This window comes from Actinoplanes oblitus, assembly GCF_030252345.1.
Lineage (GTDB): Bacteria > Actinomycetota > Actinomycetes > Mycobacteriales > Micromonosporaceae > Actinoplanes > Actinoplanes oblitus.
Genome location: NZ_CP126980.1, coordinates 7,584,160 through 7,600,779 on the forward strand (window position 1 = coordinate 7,584,160; position 16,620 = coordinate 7,600,779).

General features: G+C 70.4%; 15 protein-coding genes. 3 read left to right on the plus strand and 12 right to left on the minus strand.

Features of this window, described 5'->3' with window-relative positions; all coding sequences use genetic code 11:
* Window positions 1-2: 2 nt before the first annotated feature.
* Genes carA through pyrR form a run of 4 tightly spaced genes read right to left on the minus strand, consistent with a single transcriptional unit; the run spans window position 3 to window position 3,878 of the window.
* The gene (gene carA / locus Actob_RS33705; protein WP_284915925.1) at window positions 3-1,109 is read right to left on the minus strand and encodes a glutamine-hydrolyzing carbamoyl-phosphate synthase small subunit; all 1,107 of its coding nucleotides are present in this window, start codon (window positions 1,107-1,109) and stop codon (window positions 3-5) included.
* Window positions 1,109-2,380 (minus strand): dihydroorotase, encoded by a 1,272-nt coding sequence (locus Actob_RS33710; RefSeq protein ID WP_284915926.1) that lies wholly within the window; start codon window positions 2,378-2,380, stop codon window positions 1,109-1,111. Before Actob_RS33710 ends, carA begins: the two co-directional genes overlap by 1 nt.
* On the minus strand, window positions 2,377-3,297 hold the full coding sequence (locus Actob_RS33715) for an aspartate carbamoyltransferase catalytic subunit (protein WP_284915927.1): 921 nt from the start codon (window positions 3,295-3,297) through the stop codon (window positions 2,377-2,379). The genes Actob_RS33710 and Actob_RS33715 overlap by 4 nt, the downstream gene beginning before the upstream one ends.
* Window positions 3,294-3,878, minus strand: a complete 585-nt coding sequence (pyrR, locus tag Actob_RS33720) for a bifunctional pyr operon transcriptional regulator/uracil phosphoribosyltransferase PyrR (protein ID WP_407653470.1) — start codon at window positions 3,876-3,878, stop codon at window positions 3,294-3,296. Before pyrR ends, Actob_RS33715 begins: the two co-directional genes overlap by 4 nt.
* A 295-nt stretch (window positions 3,879-4,173) precedes the next feature.
* Between pyrR and bldD the strand changes: the two genes are divergently transcribed.
* A complete protein-coding gene (bldD, locus tag Actob_RS33725; RefSeq protein WP_014446326.1) occupies window positions 4,174-4,662 on the plus strand; it encodes a transcriptional regulator BldD in 489 nt (162 codons plus the stop codon).
* A 145-nt stretch (window positions 4,663-4,807) separates the two neighbouring features.
* On the opposite strand, the gene nusB is transcribed toward bldD, so the two are convergent.
* The 4 genes from nusB to aroB all read right to left on the minus strand — a co-directional run bounded on the left by nusB (window position 4,808) and on the right by aroB (window position 7,352).
* Complete coding sequence (nusB, locus tag Actob_RS33730; protein WP_284915929.1) at window positions 4,808-5,242, minus strand: transcription antitermination factor NusB; 435 nt, start codon at window positions 5,240-5,242, stop codon at window positions 4,808-4,810.
* Window positions 5,242-5,799, minus strand: coding sequence for an elongation factor P (gene efp / locus Actob_RS33735; protein ID WP_014693428.1), 558 nt, complete (start codon window positions 5,797-5,799; stop codon window positions 5,242-5,244). Before efp ends, nusB begins: the two co-directional genes overlap by 1 nt.
* 75 nt (window positions 5,800-5,874) lie before the next feature.
* Window positions 5,875-6,294 (minus strand): type II 3-dehydroquinate dehydratase, encoded by a 420-nt coding sequence (gene aroQ / locus Actob_RS33740; RefSeq protein ID WP_284915930.1) that lies wholly within the window; start codon window positions 6,292-6,294, stop codon window positions 5,875-5,877.
* Window positions 6,291-7,352 carry a 3-dehydroquinate synthase gene (aroB, locus tag Actob_RS33745; protein WP_407653471.1) on the minus strand — a complete coding sequence of 354 codons (1,062 nt, stop codon included), beginning with the start codon at window positions 7,350-7,352 and terminating at the stop codon, window positions 6,291-6,293. The genes aroQ and aroB overlap by 4 nt, the downstream gene beginning before the upstream one ends.
* Before the next feature lie 120 nt (window positions 7,353-7,472).
* Between aroB and Actob_RS33750 the strand changes: the two genes are divergently transcribed.
* Window positions 7,473-10,739, plus strand: a complete 3,267-nt coding sequence (locus tag Actob_RS33750) for an NACHT domain-containing protein (RefSeq protein ID WP_284915932.1) — start codon at window positions 7,473-7,475, stop codon at window positions 10,737-10,739.
* A gap of 42 nt (window positions 10,740-10,781) precedes the next feature.
* Here the strand turns inward: Actob_RS33750 and Actob_RS33755 are convergent, their stop codons facing one another.
* Both Actob_RS33755 and aroC read right to left on the minus strand, forming a co-directional pair.
* Window positions 10,782-11,285 carry a shikimate kinase gene (locus Actob_RS33755; protein WP_284915933.1) on the minus strand — a complete coding sequence of 168 codons (504 nt, stop codon included), beginning with the start codon at window positions 11,283-11,285 and terminating at the stop codon, window positions 10,782-10,784.
* Window positions 11,285-12,463: a chorismate synthase gene (gene aroC / locus Actob_RS33760; protein WP_284915934.1), complete on the minus strand. Its 1,179-nt coding sequence runs from the start codon at window positions 12,461-12,463 to the stop codon at window positions 11,285-11,287. Before aroC ends, Actob_RS33755 begins: the two co-directional genes overlap by 1 nt.
* A gap of 189 nt (window positions 12,464-12,652) precedes the next feature.
* Between aroC and Actob_RS33765 the strand changes: the two genes are divergently transcribed.
* Entirely contained in the window at window positions 12,653-13,933 is a 1,281-nt protein-coding gene (locus Actob_RS33765; protein ID WP_284915935.1) for a multidrug effflux MFS transporter, read from the plus strand.
* 435 nt (window positions 13,934-14,368) lie between these two features.
* Here Actob_RS33765 and Actob_RS33770 read toward each other — a convergent pair whose 3' ends face one another.
* Window positions 14,369-15,250, minus strand: coding sequence for a shikimate dehydrogenase (locus Actob_RS33770; RefSeq protein ID WP_407653472.1), 882 nt, complete (start codon window positions 15,248-15,250; stop codon window positions 14,369-14,371).
* A gap of 46 nt (window positions 15,251-15,296) precedes the next feature.
* The gene (gene mltG / locus Actob_RS33775; protein ID WP_284915937.1) at window positions 15,297-16,487 is read right to left on the minus strand and encodes an endolytic transglycosylase MltG; all 1,191 of its coding nucleotides are present in this window, start codon (window positions 16,485-16,487) and stop codon (window positions 15,297-15,299) included.
* Between the last annotated feature and the right edge of the window lie 133 nt (window positions 16,488-16,620).

The following is a 16,620-nucleotide window of genomic DNA, read 5'->3' on the forward strand; positions in this document are numbered from 1 at the left end:
CGTCAGCCCTTCTTCTCGACGAGCTCGACGAACCTGTCGAACAGGTAGTCGGCGTCGTGCGGGCCGGCGGCGGCCTCGGGGTGGTACTGGACGGTGAAGGCGGGCACCTCGATGCCGCGCAGCCCTTCGACCACGTTGTCGTTGAGGCAGACGTGCGAGACCTCGACCCCGCCGAACTCGGTGTCGAGCACCCGGCCGATCGGGGCGTCGACAGCGAAGCCGTGGTTGTGGCTGGTCACCTCGACCTTGCCGGTGGTCTTGTCGAGCACCGGCTGGTTGATGCCACGGTGGCCGTAACCGAGCTTGTAGGTGCCGAAGCCGAGCGCCCGGCCGAGGATCTGGCTGCCGAAGCAGATGCCGAACAGCGGCACCTGGCGGCGCATCACCTCCCGGGCGAGCGCGACCGGCCCGTCGGCGGTGGCCGGGTCACCCGGGCCGGGCGAGAAGAACACCGCGTCCGGGCTGACCGTCAGCAGGTCCTCGATCGACGAGGAGGCCGGGAAGACGTGCGTGGTCACGCCGCGGGCGGCCAGCCGGCGCGAGACGTTGCGCTTGATGCCCAGGTCCAGCGCGGCGACCGTGTAGCGGTGCTCGCCCTTGGCCTCGACCGTGTACTTCTCGCCGGTGGTGACCTGCGCGGAGAGGTCGGCGCCGAGCATCTGCGGCTGGGCCAGCACCCGGTCGTGCAGGCTCGTCACGTCGAGGTCGACGGAGGAGATGCCGACCCGCTGGGCGCCGCGCTCGCGGAGGTGGCGGGTGAGGGCGCGGGTGTCGATGCCGCTGATCCCGACGACGCCCTCGGCGGCCAGGCGCTCGCCCAGGTCACCCGTGGAGCGCCAGTTGGACGGGCGGCGGGCCGGGTCGCGGACCACGTAGCCGGAGACCCAGATCCGGCCGGACTCGTCGTCCTCGTCGTTGACGCCGGTGTTGCCGATCTGCGGCGCGGTCTGCACCACCACCTGCTTGTGGAACGACGGGTCGGTGAGGACTTCCTGGTAACCGGTCATGCCGGTGGTGAAGACCGCCTCGCCGAAGGTCTCCCCGACGGCACCGTAAGCCGTGCCGGAGAACGAGCGTCCGTCCTCCAGCACCAGAATCGCCTTAGCCATTACTTGACAGCCTTCCCGTCCAGCACAGTCGCTTCGCCCCGCAGGAAGGTCGCGACGATGCGACCGGGCAGGGTCATCCCCGCGTACGGCGTGTTCCTGCTGCGGCTCGCCAGGCCACCGGGGTCGACCACCCAGCGCGCCTTCGGATCCACCAGCGTGAGGTTGGCCGGCGTACCGGCCTTGGTCAGGTCACCGCCGTGCCCGGTCAGCCCGGCGATCCGGGCCGGCGCGACGGACATCCGGTCGGCGATCAGGTCCCACTGCTCGCCGAAGACGCTCAGCACGATCGGCAGCGCGGTCTCCAGACCCAGCATGCCGGGCCGGGCGTACGACCACTCGCATTCCTTGTCCTGCACCGCGTGCGGGGCGTGATCGGTGGCGACCACGTCGATCACCCCGTCCCGCAGCGCCTGGCGCAGGGCGGCGACGTCGTCCTGCGTACGCAACGGGGGGTTGACCTTGAAAACCGGGTCGTAACCGCTCGCCAGCTCGTCGGTCAGCAGGAGGTGGTGCGGGGTGACCTCGGCGGTGACCCGGACCCCGCGGGCCTTGGCCTGGCGCAGCACCTCGACCGAACCGGCGGTGGAGACGTGGCAGACGTGCAGGCGGCTGCCGACGTGCTCGGCCAGCAGCACGTCCCGGGCGATGATCGCCTCCTCGGCGACAGCCGGCCAGCCGGTCAGGCCGAGCCGGGTGCTGACCTCGCCCTCGTGCATCTGCGCGCCCTCGGTGAGCCGGGGCTCCTCGGCGTGCTGGGCGATCACCCCGTCGAACGCCTTGACGTATTCCAGGGCGCGGCGCATCAGCTTCGGGTCGGCGACGCAGAAACCGTCGTCGGAGAAGATCCGGACGTTGGCGGCGGAGCTGGCCATCGCGCCCAGCTCGGCCATCTGCTTGCCGGCCAGCCCGACGGTGACCGCGCCGATCGGCTGCACGTCGACCAGGCCGGCCTCGCGGCCCAGGCGCCAGACCTGCTCGACCACGCCGGCCGTGTCGGCGACCGGCGAGGTGTTCGCCATCGCGCAGACGGCCGTGTAGCCGCCCAGGGCCGCGGCGCGGGAGCCGGTCTCGACGGTCTCGGCGTCCTCGCGGCCCGGCTCACGCAGGTGGGTGTGCACGTCGACGAGGCCGGGGAGGGCCACCAGCCCGGTGGCGTCGATGACCTCGACGTCGGTGCGTTCATCGGAAGAGGCGATCTGTCCGTCGCGGATGAAGAGATCGCTCGGCGCGGCGCCGAGAATCGAGACGCCCTTAAGCAGGTACGCCATCACTTGCCTCCCAGGAGCAGGTAGAGGACGGCCATCCGGACGCTGACGCCGTTGGCGACCTGTTCGACGATCGTGGAGCGGGGCGAGTCGGCCACCTCGGGCGCGATCTCCATCCCGCGGTTCATCGGGCCGGGGTGCATGACGATCGCGTGCTCCGGCAGCCTCTTGAGCCGCGGCACGTCGAGCCCGTAGCGGCGGCTGTACTCGCGCGCTGACGGGAAGTAGGAGTCCTGCATCCGCTCGGTCTGCACGCGCAGCATCATCACCACGTCGCTGTCCGGCAGCACGCTGTCGAGGTCGTAGGAGACCTGCGTCTTCTCCGACAGCGCGGCGGCGACGTCGAGCGGGATGAGGGTGGGCGGGCCGACCACGGTGACCTGCGCGCCGAGCGTGGTCAGCAGCAGCACGTTGGAGCGGGCCACCCGGCTGTGCAGCACGTCGCCGACGATCGAGACCTTCAGGCCGTCGAGGCGGCCCAGGCGGGAGCGCATCGTGTACGCGTCCAGCAGCGCCTGTGTCGGGTGCTCGTGGGTGCCGTCGCCGGCGTTCACCACCGAGCCGTCCACCCAGCCGGCCAGCCGGTGCGGGGCGCCGCTGGCCGAGTGCCGGATGACCACCGCGTCGGCGCCCATCGCCTGCAGGGTCAGCGCGGTGTCCTTGAGGCTCTCGCCCTTGGAGACGCTGGACCCCTTGGCCGAGAAGTTGATCACGTCGGCGGAGAGCCGCTTGGCCGCCGCCTCGAAGGAGATCCGGGTGCGCGTGGAGTCCTCGTAGAACAGGTTCACGACGGTGCGCCCGCGCAGCGCGGGCAGCTTCTTCACCTCGCGCCCGGAGAGCGCGGCCATCTCGCCGGCGGTGTCCAGGATCAGGGTGGCGGTCTCCGCGTCCAGGTCGGCAGCGGAACGCAGGTGCTTGATCACTGGAGGCCTCCGATCAGTCGTACCTCGTCGGTGCCGTCGATCTCGGTGAGCGCGACCTTGACGCTCTCGCTGAGCGCGGTCGGGATGTTCTTGCCGACGTAGTCGGCGCGGATCGGCAACTGCCGGTGACCGCGGTCGACCAGCACCGCGAGCTGCACCGAGCTGGGCCGGCCGAGGTCCTGCAGGGCGTCCAGGGCGGCGCGCACCGAGCGGCCGGAGAAGAGGACGTCGTCGATCAGGATCACCCGCAGGCCGTCGATGCCGCCGGCCGGCAGCTCGGTCTTGCCGAGCGCGCGGGTCGCCTGCAGGCGCAGGTCGTCGCGGTAGAGCGTGATGTCCAGGGAACCGACCGGGACCTCGACGCCCTCGAAGGCGTGTATCCGGGCGGCCAGGCGATGGGCGAGCGGGACACCGCGGGTCGGGATGCCGAGAAGCACGGTGCCGGTGGCGCCGGACGTCTTCTCCAGGATCTGATGGGCGATCCGGTCGACGACCCGGGACAGGTCGGACCCAGCCAAAATGATCTTGCTAGGCGCGTCTGCGCGTGGCTGTGCCACGGCGGACCTCCTTCCCCGCCTCACGGGACGGGTCGTTAAAGGACGTCGGGATCGGGCTGGTGTCCGTGCGGACCTGGCCCGATGGCTGACGCTACGTTACCAGTGGCCGGAGCGTTGACCAGGGTGACCTGCCTGACCCGCAGACAATACGGACAAATTCTGCAAGTAGGGATACAGCCGGTAACTTTGGTGCGGCCCACACGACTCATCGGTAACCAACACTTGACCGGCGGTCGCAAACTCCGTACCGTCACGCAGCGTAGCGATCCGTGAGGAAGAACCCTCCGGGCCAGCACAGCACAGTACTGGGAGTGTCCGAATGCCGTCTGAGTACGCGAAGTCGCTGGGCGCTCGCCTGCGCTCGATTCGCCAGCAGCAGGGCCTGTCCCTGCAGGGAGTCGAAGAGAAGTCCAACGGTCGCTGGAAAGCTGTCGTGGTCGGCTCGTACGAGCGTGGTGACCGCGCGGTAACCGTGTCCCGCCTGGCCGAACTGGCCGACTTCTACCGGGTGCCCGTCTCCGAGCTGCTGCCCGATGGCAGCGGCATCCGCCTCGAGGCCACCAACAAGATCGTGCTGGACCTCGAGAAGCTCTACGACACCACCGGTGAGGACCTCGCCTACGTGGCGCGGTACGCCCGGGCCATTCAGCAGCAGCGTGGCGACTACAACGGCCGGGTGCTGTCGATCCGCGCCGACGACCTGCGCGCCCTCGCCATCGTCTACGACATCTCGCCGTCCGGCTTGATCGAGCGCCTGACCGAGCAGGGTGTCCTGGTGGCCGACCCGCGGGCGTTCTTCGCCAGCTGAGCCGGCTGAGTCCGCGCAATCAGAAGAGCCCGCGTCGGCCCCCCAGATCGACGCGGGCTTACTTCGTACCGTAAAAACAGAAACCTTCGTACCGAAAAACAGAAACGGCCCGGACCGAAGCGGTCCGAGCCGTTTTGCGCTTTTCCTACCTTGTCGCGAATGCCGCGATGCGGTCCAGCAAGCCGTTGAGGAAGCGCGGACTGTCGTCGGTCGACATCTCTTTCGCCAGCTCGACGGCCTCGGTGATGGCCACCGGGTCGTCCACGTCCGGCTCGTAGAGCAGCTCGTAGACGGCGATCCGGGCCAGGTTGCGGTCGACCACCGGCATCCGGTCGATCGTCCAGCCCTCCGCGTAACTCGCGATCAGCTCGTCGATCCGGTCCAGATGCTTGGCGACACCCTCGATCAGGGTGACCGCGTAAGCCAGGTGCTCGGGGTGCGGCTTGGCGATCCGATCGAGATAGGTGACCAGCACCTGGCTCGGCGGCAGATCGCGCATGTCGGCCTCGAAGAGGACGTCCAGCGCACGCTTGCGCGCCTTACGACGCGCAAGCCGTTCCTTCTTGGGACCTTCGGCCATCAGCTGCGGCCGAGGTAGCGGCCGTCGCGGGTGTCGACCTTGATCTTCTCACCGGTGGTGATGAAGAGCGGAACCTGGACCGTGGCGCCGGTCTCGATCGTCGCCGGCTTGGTGCCACCGGTCGAGCGGTCGCCCTGCAGGCCCGGCTCGGTGTAGGTGACCTCGACGAAGACGCTGGTCGGCAGCTCGATGTAGAGCGGCACGCCCTCGTGCAGCGCGACCGTGGCCTCCGCCTCGGGCAGCAGGTAGTTGGCGTTGTCACCGACAGTGGCGCCGGGGACGTGGATCTGCTCGTAGGTGTCCAGGTCCATGAAGACGTAGTCGTCGCCGTCCTGGTACAGATACTGCATCGTGCGCTTGTCCACGGTCGCGGTTTCGACCTTGGTGCCGGCGTTGAAGGTCTTGTCGACGACCTTGCCGGACAGCACGTGCTTCAGCGTGGTCCGCACGAAGGCCGGACCCTTACCGGGCTTGACGTGCTGGAACTCAACGACGGACCACAGCTCCTTGTCGAGGTTGAGAACCAGGCCGTTCTTCAGGTCGTTGGTGGAAGCCATGTCCTGCCTTGATCTTGACGCGAATCGGTGACCGAACCACTTTACCGGCGATGACCTGGTGAGGGCGAATCGGGTCTACCGGCAGATGTGCTCCAAAGCCAGCCGGTAACCGTCGATACCGAGCCCCGCGATCACCCCGGTGGCGACCGCCGAGATCACCGAGTGGTGCCGGAACTCCTCCCGCTGGTGGATGTTGGAGATGTGCACCTCGATCAGCTTGCCACGCAACATCGCGCAGGCGTCCCGGACCGCGATGTTGTAATGCGTCCAGGCGCCCGGGTTGAGCACCACGTCGGCGCCCTCGTCGGCGGCCGCGTGCAGCCACTCCAGCATCTCGTGCTCGGCGTTGGTCTGCCGGATCCGCACTGTCGCGCCGAGGTCGTCGGCGACCGTCCGGCACATGTCGACCAGGTCCTGATACGTCGTGCTGCCGTAGATGTCCGGCTCCCGGGTGCCGAGCCGGTTCAGGTTGGGCCCGTTCAGCACGTAGATCATCGCGCCACCTCGTCGTAGGCCCGCCGCAGCAGGTCGTCGTCCGGTCCGGCCAGGATGCCGGGTTTCGCCAGGCCGTCGAGCACCACGAACCGCAAGGTCGCGGCCCGCGTCTTCTTGTCGACGCGCATCCCGGCCGCCAGGTCGCTCCAGGCCTCTTTCGCGTACGACGTGGGCAGGCTCAGCATCTCCAGGATCTGCCGGTGACGGGCCGCCGTGGCCTCGTCCAGCCGCCCGGACAACCGGCCCAGTTCCGCCGCGAAGATCATGCCGACCGCCACCGCGTGCCCGTGCTTCCAGGTGTACTTCTCCCGGCGCTCGATCGCGTGGCCCAACGTGTGCCCGTAGTTCAGGATCTCCCGCAGGCCGGACTCCGTGAGGTCCACGCCGACCACGTCGGCCTTCACCTGGACCTTGCGCTCGATCAGCTCGCGCAGCACGTCGCCGCGCGGGTCGAGCGCCGCCTCCGGGTTCTCCTCGATCAGCTCCAGGATCCGCGGATCCGCGATGAAGCCGCCCTTGACCACCTCGGCCAGGCCGGCGGCGATGTCCTCGCGCGGCAGGGTGTCCAGCGCGTCCAGGTCGCAGAGCACCCCGGCCGGCGGATGGAACGCGCCGACCAGGTTCTTGCCGGCGGCGATGTTGACAGCGGTCTTGCCGCCGACCGCCGCGTCGACCATGCCGGCCACCGAGGTGGCGACCGGGATCCAGCGCACCCCGCGCAGCCAGGCCGCGGCGACGTAACCGGCCAGGTCGGTGGTCGCCCCGCCGCCGACCCCGACCACCACATCGGTACGGGTGAAGCCGGCCGCCCCGAGCCGATCCCAGCACCCGGCCGCGACCTCGACGGTCTTGCCGCCCTCGGCATCCGGCACCTCGATCATGACGGTCTGCCGATCCGTCACCGCGGCGACCGCCTCGGCCCGCTCCCGCAGCGTCGGCGGGTAGAGCACCGCCACCCGGGCGGCCCCCTCGATCAGTCGCGGAAGCTCGCCGGTCAGCCCGCGCCCGACAAGCACGTCGTACGGACGGTCACCATGCACCGAAATTCGCGTCACCACGGCCGTCACCCTATCCGTGCGGTCACGTACCGTTCGCCCCGCTCGGTTCAGTTCCGCCAGGTGGGCGGTTCGCGCGAGCCATGCTTGCTGTCCGTGTCCGGCGTTCGTACCGTGCGTGGAGTGACCACTGTCGAGGCGGCACTGCTGAAAGTCGGACAAGCGGTGGTTACCCCGTTCTTCCGGCACTGGCTCGGCGCCAGGAGATCCGCACGGGAACGCTCGCTGCCGCTCAGTGACCTACTGCGGCAGCGGGCCAAGGACGAGTTCTCCCGCCGACGCGGGCAGCGGGAGATCGATGCGGTGGTCGACGAGGTGGGTGAGCGGCTGCAGCCGTTGATCCGCACCAGGTTCGCGGAGCTGCCGGAGAACGAGGTGATCGCGGCCCTGGAAGCGGTCGCGGACACGTTCGGCCGGGCGGACCTGAGCGACGACGCGCTCTTCGGCGCGGACCTTCAGCCGGCTCGACTGCTGCCTCATCTCCGGTCCGCGGAGCCGCCGGCCGGATTGTCCGAGCTCGGGTCGCGGCTCTACGACGTGATGCTGGAGGACTGCGCGCGGTGCTTCACGCAGTTCGTGGTGCAGACCGCGCCGTTCACCAACCGTGCGCAGGTGGCGATCCTGTCCCGGTTGTCCGAGGTCACCGAGTTGATGACGGAGGCAGTGCACAAGCTGGCCCTGGCAGTTCCGGACTCCACCACCGATTTCCTCTCCCGGTACCGGGACTTCCTCGCCAAGAAGCTGAACACCCTGGAACTGGTCGGCCTCGACACCCAGTACCGGCCTCGCACCACCCTGAGCGTCGCCTACATCAGCTTGGCGGTCATCGGCGACGGCTCGACCAGCCGTTCGCAGCGGGTCTTCTGGGACCCGGGGCTGCTCCGTCACGCCCGCCTCGACGGTGCCGACTCCGAGCGGGTCGAGCAAGCCCTCTCCCGGCGCACTCGCACGCTCATCCGCGGCGAGGCCGGCGCGGGGAAGTCCACCCTGTTGCGGTGGCTCGCGGTGACGGCGTCCAGAGGCGGCTTCACCGGCGCGCTCTCCGATTGGAACGGCCGGGTGCCCTTCTTGATCAAGTTGCGGAGCTGGCCCGACGCCCTGCCCGCCCCGGAGCAGTTCCTGACCGGCGTCGCCGATCCCGTGGCGGGCGCGAAGCCCGGCCATTGGGTCACCGAGCAGTTCCGCGACGGCCGAGCATTACTGCTGGTGGACGGCGTGGACGAGCTGCCGGTGGAACGGCGCGCCCCGGTCCGCGGGTGGCTGCGGGACCTGCTGACCGCGTACCCGGACATTTTGGTCGTGGTGACCTCCCGGCCGCCGGCCGCGCCGGTCCGCTGGCTGGAAGCCGAGGGCTTCGAACCCTTGACGCTGGATCGCCTCTCCCCCGCCGATGTCCGAGCGCTGATCGACCAGTGGCACCAGGCGGCCCGGACGTCACCGTCGCTGCCGTGTCCGCCGTCCGAGCTTCCTCGCTATGAGCAGGCGCTGCTCACCCAGCTGGCCGCCAACCGGCACCTGTCCCGGCTCGCCGGGAACCCCCTGATGGCGGCCATGCTGTGCGCGCTCAACCTGGACCGCCAGACGAACCTGCCGCCCGACCGCATGGGTATCTACCAGGCCGCCGTCGACATGCTCCTGCACAAGCGCGACCAGGACCGGGGGGTGACCACGGCCCTGCCCGACATGACTGTCCCGGAGAGCCTGCAGTTGCTGCAGGACCTGGCCTGGCGGATCTCGCTGAACAATCGCTCCGAGCTGTCCCGGGCGGAGGCCGAGGCGTATGTGAGCCGCCGGCTGGCCGGCATGCACCGGATCACGGCATCGGCCGGAACGGTGCTGGAATATCTCGTCGAACGCAGCGGTGTCCTGCGAGAACCGGCGGCGGAGCGGATCGACTTCGTGCACCGGACCGTCCAGGAGTATCTCGCCGCGAGGGAGGCGGCGGAGCAGGCGATGGCCGGTCTGCTGGTGGGCCAGGCGCATCTGGACGGATGGCGCGAGATCATCATCATGGCGACCGGACTCGCGAACCGGCCGATGCGAACCGAGATCATCGACGGTCTGCTCCACCGAGCCGCCGCCGAGTCACGACATCGCCGGGCCCTGATCCTGCTGGCCACCTCCTGCCTGGAGGCACTTCCCGCGCTGCCGCCGGAGTTGCTGGCCGAGGTGGAACGCCGGCTGGCCGGCCTGCTGCCGCCGCGCAGCCTCCCGGAATCGCGGTCGCTGCAACCGGTGGGCGAACCGTTGCTCCGGCGCTTGGAAGGCAATCCCGCCAGGTTGAGCGAGGCCCAGGCAGCGGCGACGATCGCCACAGCCGCGTTGATCAACGGGCCGCGCGCGATCGAGATCCTGGGGCGCTTCACTCACGACGCGCGCAGGCGGGTGCAGCTCGAATTGATCAAGTCGTGGAAGTACTTCGAGCCGTACGAATACGCGGAACGGGTACTGGCCGACGCACCGTTGGACGACGGCGAGGCAGGCGTCACCGAGCCCAGCCTCCTGGCCGCCACCCACCATCTCCGCCATCTGACCGGCCTCCAGGCGGTCTTCGACACCCGCTGCGATCTCGACGCCTGCCCACCCCTCCCGCACCTGAAGTGGCTCCATCTCCGTCTGGGCTGGGACGGCCGGCTGAACGCCCTTGACCGGCATCCCGCCCTGGAGAACCTTCTGATCACCTCGGACGCCCGGCGGCCGACCGCGGCGGAGATCCGCTCGCTGGTCCGGCTGCCACGCCTGCGGGTCCTGACTCTCTACGCACCTGGCAGCGTCGACGCCGAAGCGCTGACCACCATCGCGGAGATGAGCTGGCTGCAGTACCTCAACCTCAGCCTGCGCGAGGTGCGCGACCTGAGCACACTCGCCGCGCTGACGGATCTGAGAGGCATCTACTTCGAAGGCGGACGGGTCGACTCGCTCGCCGGGCTGCGGAACTGCCCCATCACCACTCTCGGCTTCGGTGCCATGGACCGGCGTCCCACCGTCCCCGACGGCGACTGGGGAGCCGCCTTCCCACACCTCGAGCACGTCAACTTCTGGAACGGAGACCCGCCTGACCTCGGGTTCGCCGCGACCGTGCCGACCATGCAAAGCCTGCGGGTGACGAACGCCGACTCACCGACGGTACGTTCGCTGCGATCACCGCGATCGCTGACACAGCTCATGGTCGAGTTCGACGAGCACTCGCCCGACCTCGGACCGCTCCTGCGGCATCGCCAGATGAGTTCGCTGGCGCTCCACTCGCCCGGCAGCCTGGATCTCTCTCCGCTGGTCGACTGGGAGGGCGGGCCTCTGCGCGTCATCGTGCGCCGGGGTCAGCAGATCAGCGGACGCGACCTGCTTCCCGCCACGATCCGGGTCTCCCGGCGAGCCGAACTGGCCTGGTGAGGCCAGACCGTGGTCGGAGTCCGACCGGGGCTGCGGCGTGGCCTAGGCACCCAGCAGCGCGGTGACCTCGACGGCGATCTCGGCCGGCTCACGGCCGTCGGTGATCACGGTGTGGGTGGCGACCTCCGTGTAGAGCGGCCGCCGCTGCTCCAGCAGGAACTTCATGGTGGCGCGCGGGTTCATCGCCAGCAACGGCCGCCCCGCCCCCAGCCCGACCCGCTTGATCGCGTCGGCCAGCTCCACCGACAGGAACACCACCGTGTGCCCGAGCAGCAGCTTCCGCGTCGACTCGTCCATGATCGCGCCGCCGCCGAGCGACAGGACGCCGTCGTAGGACGACAGCGTCTCGGCCACCACGGCACGCTCCAGGGCACGGAACGCCGGCTCACCGTCCTCGACGAAGATGTCCGGGATCGGCTTGCCGGCCCGCTGCTCGATGATCGTGTCGGTGTCGGCGAAGCCCACACCGAGCGCCCCGGCGACCGCCTCGCCGATCGTGGTCTTGCCGGCGCCGGGCGGCCCGACCAGGACCGCGACCGGCGCCATCAGCGGATCACCAGCGCGTCGAGGTACGACGCCAGGTTGCGGCGGATCTCGGCGACCGAGTCGCCACCGAACTTCTCGGTCGCGGCCTCGGCCAGCACCAGGGCGACCATGGCCTCGGCGACCACCGCGCCGGCCGGCACGGCACAGACGTCGGAGCGCTGGTTGATCGCGGTGGCCGGCTCGCCGGTGAGGATGTCGATGGTCTGCAACGCCCGGTTCAGCGAGGAGATCGGCTTGAGCGCGGCACGGACCCGCAGCGGCTCGCCGTTGGTGATGCCGCCCTCCAGGCCACCGGCCCGGTCGGTGACGCGCTTGACCCCGTCCGCGGTGGGGACGATCTCGTCGTGCGCGACCGAGCCACGCGAGCGGGCCTGGGTGAAACCGTCGCCGATCTCCACGCCCTTGACCGACTGGATCGACATCAGCGCGGTGGCCAGCCGGGCGTCCAGCTTGCGGTCCCACTGCACGTGCGAGCCGAGGCCCGGCGGGATGTTGTAGGCCAGCACCTCGACGATGCCACCGAGCGTGTCGGCGTCCTTTTTCGCCGCGTCGACCTCGGCGACCATCCGCGCGCTGGCCTCCGGGTCGAGGCAGCGCAGCGGGTCGGCGTCGATCCGGTCGGCGTCGTCGGGCGTCGGGATCAGGCCGGACTTGGCGGCGACCGAGCCCAGCTCGATCACGTGCGACACGATGTCGATGCCGAGCGCCTGCTTGATCAGCTGCTTGGCGACCACGCCGACGGCGACCCGGGCCGCGGTCTCCCGGGCGCTGGCCCGCTCCAGGATCGGGCGGGCGTCGGTGTGCCCGTACTTCTGCATGCCGGCCAGGTCGGCGTGACCGGGGCGGGGGCGGGTCAGCGGCGCGTTGCGCGACTGCGCGGCGAGCACCTCCGGGTCGACCGGATCGGCCGACATGACCGTCTCCCACTTGGGCCACTCGGTGTTGCCCACCCGGATCGCGACCGGGCTGCCCAGGGTGCGGCCGTGCCGCACGCCGCCGATGAACTCGACCTCGTCCTGCTCGAATTTCATCCGGGCGCCGCGCCCATAACCCAGGCGACGGCGGACCAGGTCACGAGTGATGTCCTCGCTCGTCACCTCGATCCCGGCGGGAACACCCTCGAGCAGCGCGACGAGCGCCGGTCCGTGCGATTCACCTGCAGTAAGCCAGCGCAGCATGGCTGCAGTCTAGAGACGCGCCGCCCGCACCCGGACGCGAGGCACGCGGATCCCGCTCTCCGGACAGATCTTCAAGATCAAACCCGATCAGGGGTACGCCCGCAGCCGGCACCCGGTCACCCGGTGTGACGACCGTTACCAATCGTCGCCGGCCGGAAGATCCCGCTCCGGGGCCGGCTTGTCGTGGACGTGGCCGAGACACCTGACCCGACCCTGCCCGCCGACGGCCGCTCCCGCGGTGAGCTGCTGCCCCTCGGGCGCCGCTTCCGGATGGTCCTGGTGCTCGGCTTCCTCAGCGCGCTCGGGCCGCTGACCATCGACATGTACCTGCCGGCGCTGCCCACCATCACCACCGACCTGCACGCCACCGCCGCCGCCGTACAGCTCACCCTCACCGGCACCCTGGTCGGCCTGGCGGTCGGCCAGCTGCTGATCGGCCCGCTGGCCGACGCGGTGGGCCGGCGGGTGCCGCTGCTCGCCGGTATCGGGGTGCACGTGCTCGCCTCGGTGTGCTGCGTGCTCGCGCCCGACCTGGCCGTGCTCGGCACGCTGCGGGTGATCCAGGGCCTGGGCGCCGCGGCCGCCGCGGTGATCGCGATGGCGATGGTGCGCGACCTGTTCGACGGCATGGCGGCGGCCCGGCTCTTCTCCCGGCTGATGCTGGTCGTCGGCGTGGCGCCGATCCTGGCGCCGACCATCGGTGGCCTGGTGCTGAACTGGACGTCCTGGCGGGGCGTCTTCGTGGTGCTCACCGCGGTCGGGATGGCGATCATGGCGGCCGCCGCCGTGGTGCTGCCCGAGACCCTGCCCCGCGACCGGCGGCGCAACGGCGGCCTGCGGGGCACCGCCCGCGACTACGGCCGGCTGTTCACCGACCGGGTCTACGTGGGCCTGATCCTGGTCGCCGGTCTCGCGATGGCGGCCCTGATCGCGTACGTGAGCGGCTCGTCCTTCGTCTTCCAGGACGAGTTCCACCTGAGCGAGCAGCAGTTCGCGCTGATCTTCGCGGGTGGCGCGGTGGGGCTGATCGGCGCCACCCAGTGCAACGTGCGGCTGCTGCGCCGCTGGACGCCGCAGCGGATCCTCGGCGGTTCGCTGCTCGCCGGGCTCGGCTTCGGCCTGGTCCTGCTGTTCACCGCCGCCACCGGGCGGGGCGGCCTGGCCGGCGTGCTGATCCCGCTCTGGCTGGTGCTGGCCATGGTCGGCCTGGTCATGCCGAACGCCCCGGCGCTCGCGCTGGCCCGGCACGGCGAGGTGGCCGGCACCGCCGCGGCCCTGCTCGGCGCCGTCCAGTTCGGCGTCGGCGCACTGGCCGCCCCGCTGGTCGGCGTGCTCGGCGTGGGCGCCGTGGCGATGGCGACAGTGGTGTTCGGCGGCATGCTGGCCGCCACCGCGGTCTGCTACCTGGTCGTCCGCCCCCAGCACCTCCCGGTCGACGACCTCGAGCCGGCCCTGCCGGCCCTGCACTGACCAGCCCTCGCCGCGCCGCGGCAACCCGTCGAGGCCCACAAACCCGACGGCCGCTCACCCACCAGCAGACCCCGGACGCAGCCAGCCCACCGGCCAGCACGACCCCTGGACGCGGCGGCCCTCCACCCACCGACACGCCCGGACCCGGTGAGCGTTCCTCCACCAGCACGGCCGGGACCGCGGCGGCCCGACCAGGTGCGGTCCCGCGCCGCGTCGACCGTGCGCTCAGCGCAGGCGGGCGACGTGCCGGTTTTGATCTCCGGAACCACCCGCGGACAGTGCAGGGTGGGCTGATCGTTCTGGACGCGCAGCGGCCAGATCAGCCCACCCGGCCCGCGCGGGAGCATGCGATCCGCACCCCGCTGGGCCCGCGTAAATGAAGATCTTGAAGTTGACCTCGATTGAGCTCTTGAAGTCGGCCTTGAACGACATCGCCTAAGCGGCCCGGTTGCGGGCGGCGGCGTCGAGGGCGGTCCGCATCGCGTCCTCGGGCGCCTCGGCGCCGGTGAACTGCTCGAACTGGCTCAGGGCCTGGGCCAGCAGCAGGTCCAGCCCGGAGACCACGGGCAGTCCCGCCGCGGACGCCGCGGCGGCCAGCGGGGTCGGCCACGGGTCGTAGAGCGCGTCGAACAGCACCGTGCCGGGCCGCCAGGTGATCTCGGCGGCCAGGTGGTCGGCGGCGCCCTTGGGGACCGTGGAGATCACCGCGTCGGCGTCGAAGGCGGCCGGCGCGGCGACCCAGTCGGCGCCCTCCAGCTTGAGGCCGAGCGCGGCGGCGACCGGCTCCAGCTCGGTGCGCGCCTCCGGGCGGCGGGTGACCACGGTGACCACCTCGGCGCCCAGCTCGGCCGCGGCGGCCAGCGCGGCCCGCGCGGTGCCGCCCCCGCCGAGCACCGTCACCCGGGGCGGCGCCTCCTTGACCGCGTGCCGGCCGGTGCTCGTGCCGACGCCGGCCTCGCGCAGCACACGGACCATGCCGGGGATGTCGGTGTTGTCGGCGTGCCAGCCGCCGTCCGGCTGCCGGACCAGCGTGTTGGCCACCCCGGCGGCGATCGCGGCCGGGGTGGCCGAGCCGGCCAGCGTGAGCGCGGCCTCCTTGAGCGGCATGGTCAGCGACAGCCCGGCCCACTCCGGGCCGAGCCCGGCGACCAGGCCGGCCAGCTCCGCCTCGCCGCACTCGATCGCCTCATAGGTCCACCCCTCGAGACCGGCCGCCGCGAACCCGGCCCGATGGATCACCGGCGAGAGCGAGTGGGCGATCGGCTTGCCGAGGACGGCCGCCCGTCGAGGGCTGGTGGTCTGCACAGCGGGTCCCATCCTTGTCGTCGTCGGGGAGTCGCCGCCGTATTCTACGAAGCCACGCTCAGCAGAGCGGGATGCCGTTCTGACAGGCACGCAGCCGATTCCGGTCGTGGTCCGCACCGGTCTTGCCGTACGCCATGGTGCCCTTGGTGTCGATGCTGATGAAGTAGTAGTACGGGAAGTTGTTCGTCGGGCTCATCGCGCCCTTCAGCGCGGCCTGGCCCGGGTTGCCGATCGGTCCCGGCGGCAGGCCCGGCTTGTCGTGCGTGTTGTACGGGTTGTTCGGGTTGTGCAGGTCCGACTGGGTCAGCTTCTCGGACGGTTTGACCTTCTTGCCGCTGATCCGCAGCCAGTAGTTGACGGTGCTGTCCAGGCCCAGGCAGTGACAGGGGAACTCGCCGTACGCCCGGTTGTAGATCACCCGGGACACCTTGGGCATGTCCTCGTCCTTGAGCGCCTCGGCCTGCGCGATCGACGCCACGATCAGCGCCTGGTACGGCGAGATCCCGCCCCGGCCCTTTTCCACCGTCGGGACGAACTCCAGCTTCTCCATCTCGGCGTTGAAGTTGCCGATGATCGTCTTGAGCACCTCGGTGGCGTCCGCCCGCGGCGACAGCTCGTAGGTCGCCGGGTAGAGGAAGCCCTCGATGTCGGTCTTGTCGGCCGGCTTGCCGTCACCGCGCCGGAACCAGGCCTCGTCGACGCCGAGCGCCACCGGGTTCTTCGCGGCCTTGGCGAAGTCGGCCACCGGGATCTTGGTGGCCTGCGACAGTTTCTGGAAGGTCTGCTGGTAGGACAGCCCCTCCGGGATGGTGACCTTGTTGACCCAGCGGCTCTTCGGGTCGAGCAGCGCGGCGAGCGCGTCGCTGGCCTTCATCTCGACCTTCAGCCGGTACCAGCCGGCCTGGATGTTCTTGCTGCGGTTGTTGTCCTTGGCCGCGTCGGTGAACGCGTCGACCGAGGCGACCACCTTCTGCCGCACCAGCGTGGTGCCGATGTCGGTGGCCGACTGCCCGGTCTTGATCTGCACGATCGCCTCCGCGCCACCCGGGCCCGCGTAGTCGTCGGCGACGAAGAAGCCCTTCACCTTGCTGTAGGCGAACCAGCCGCCGCCGACCAGCAGGCCGAGCAGGACCAGGCTCATGAAGAACGCGATCGCCGAACGACCGCCGCGGCTCCGGTTCCGGTGCCGTGACGCGGCCGGCTGCGCCTGTTCCTCTTCCTCCAGCACCGCATCGAGATCGTCAAGCATTTCTGCCTCCGCTGCGCGTCCAGCATGCCAAGCCCCCGGCTGGAACTACGACGGGAAGGGTGTCACGGATCGACTCCCGGCGCTACCTCACGCGAACGGCCGGCCGGGAATTCCCGGCCGGCCGTCGATGCGT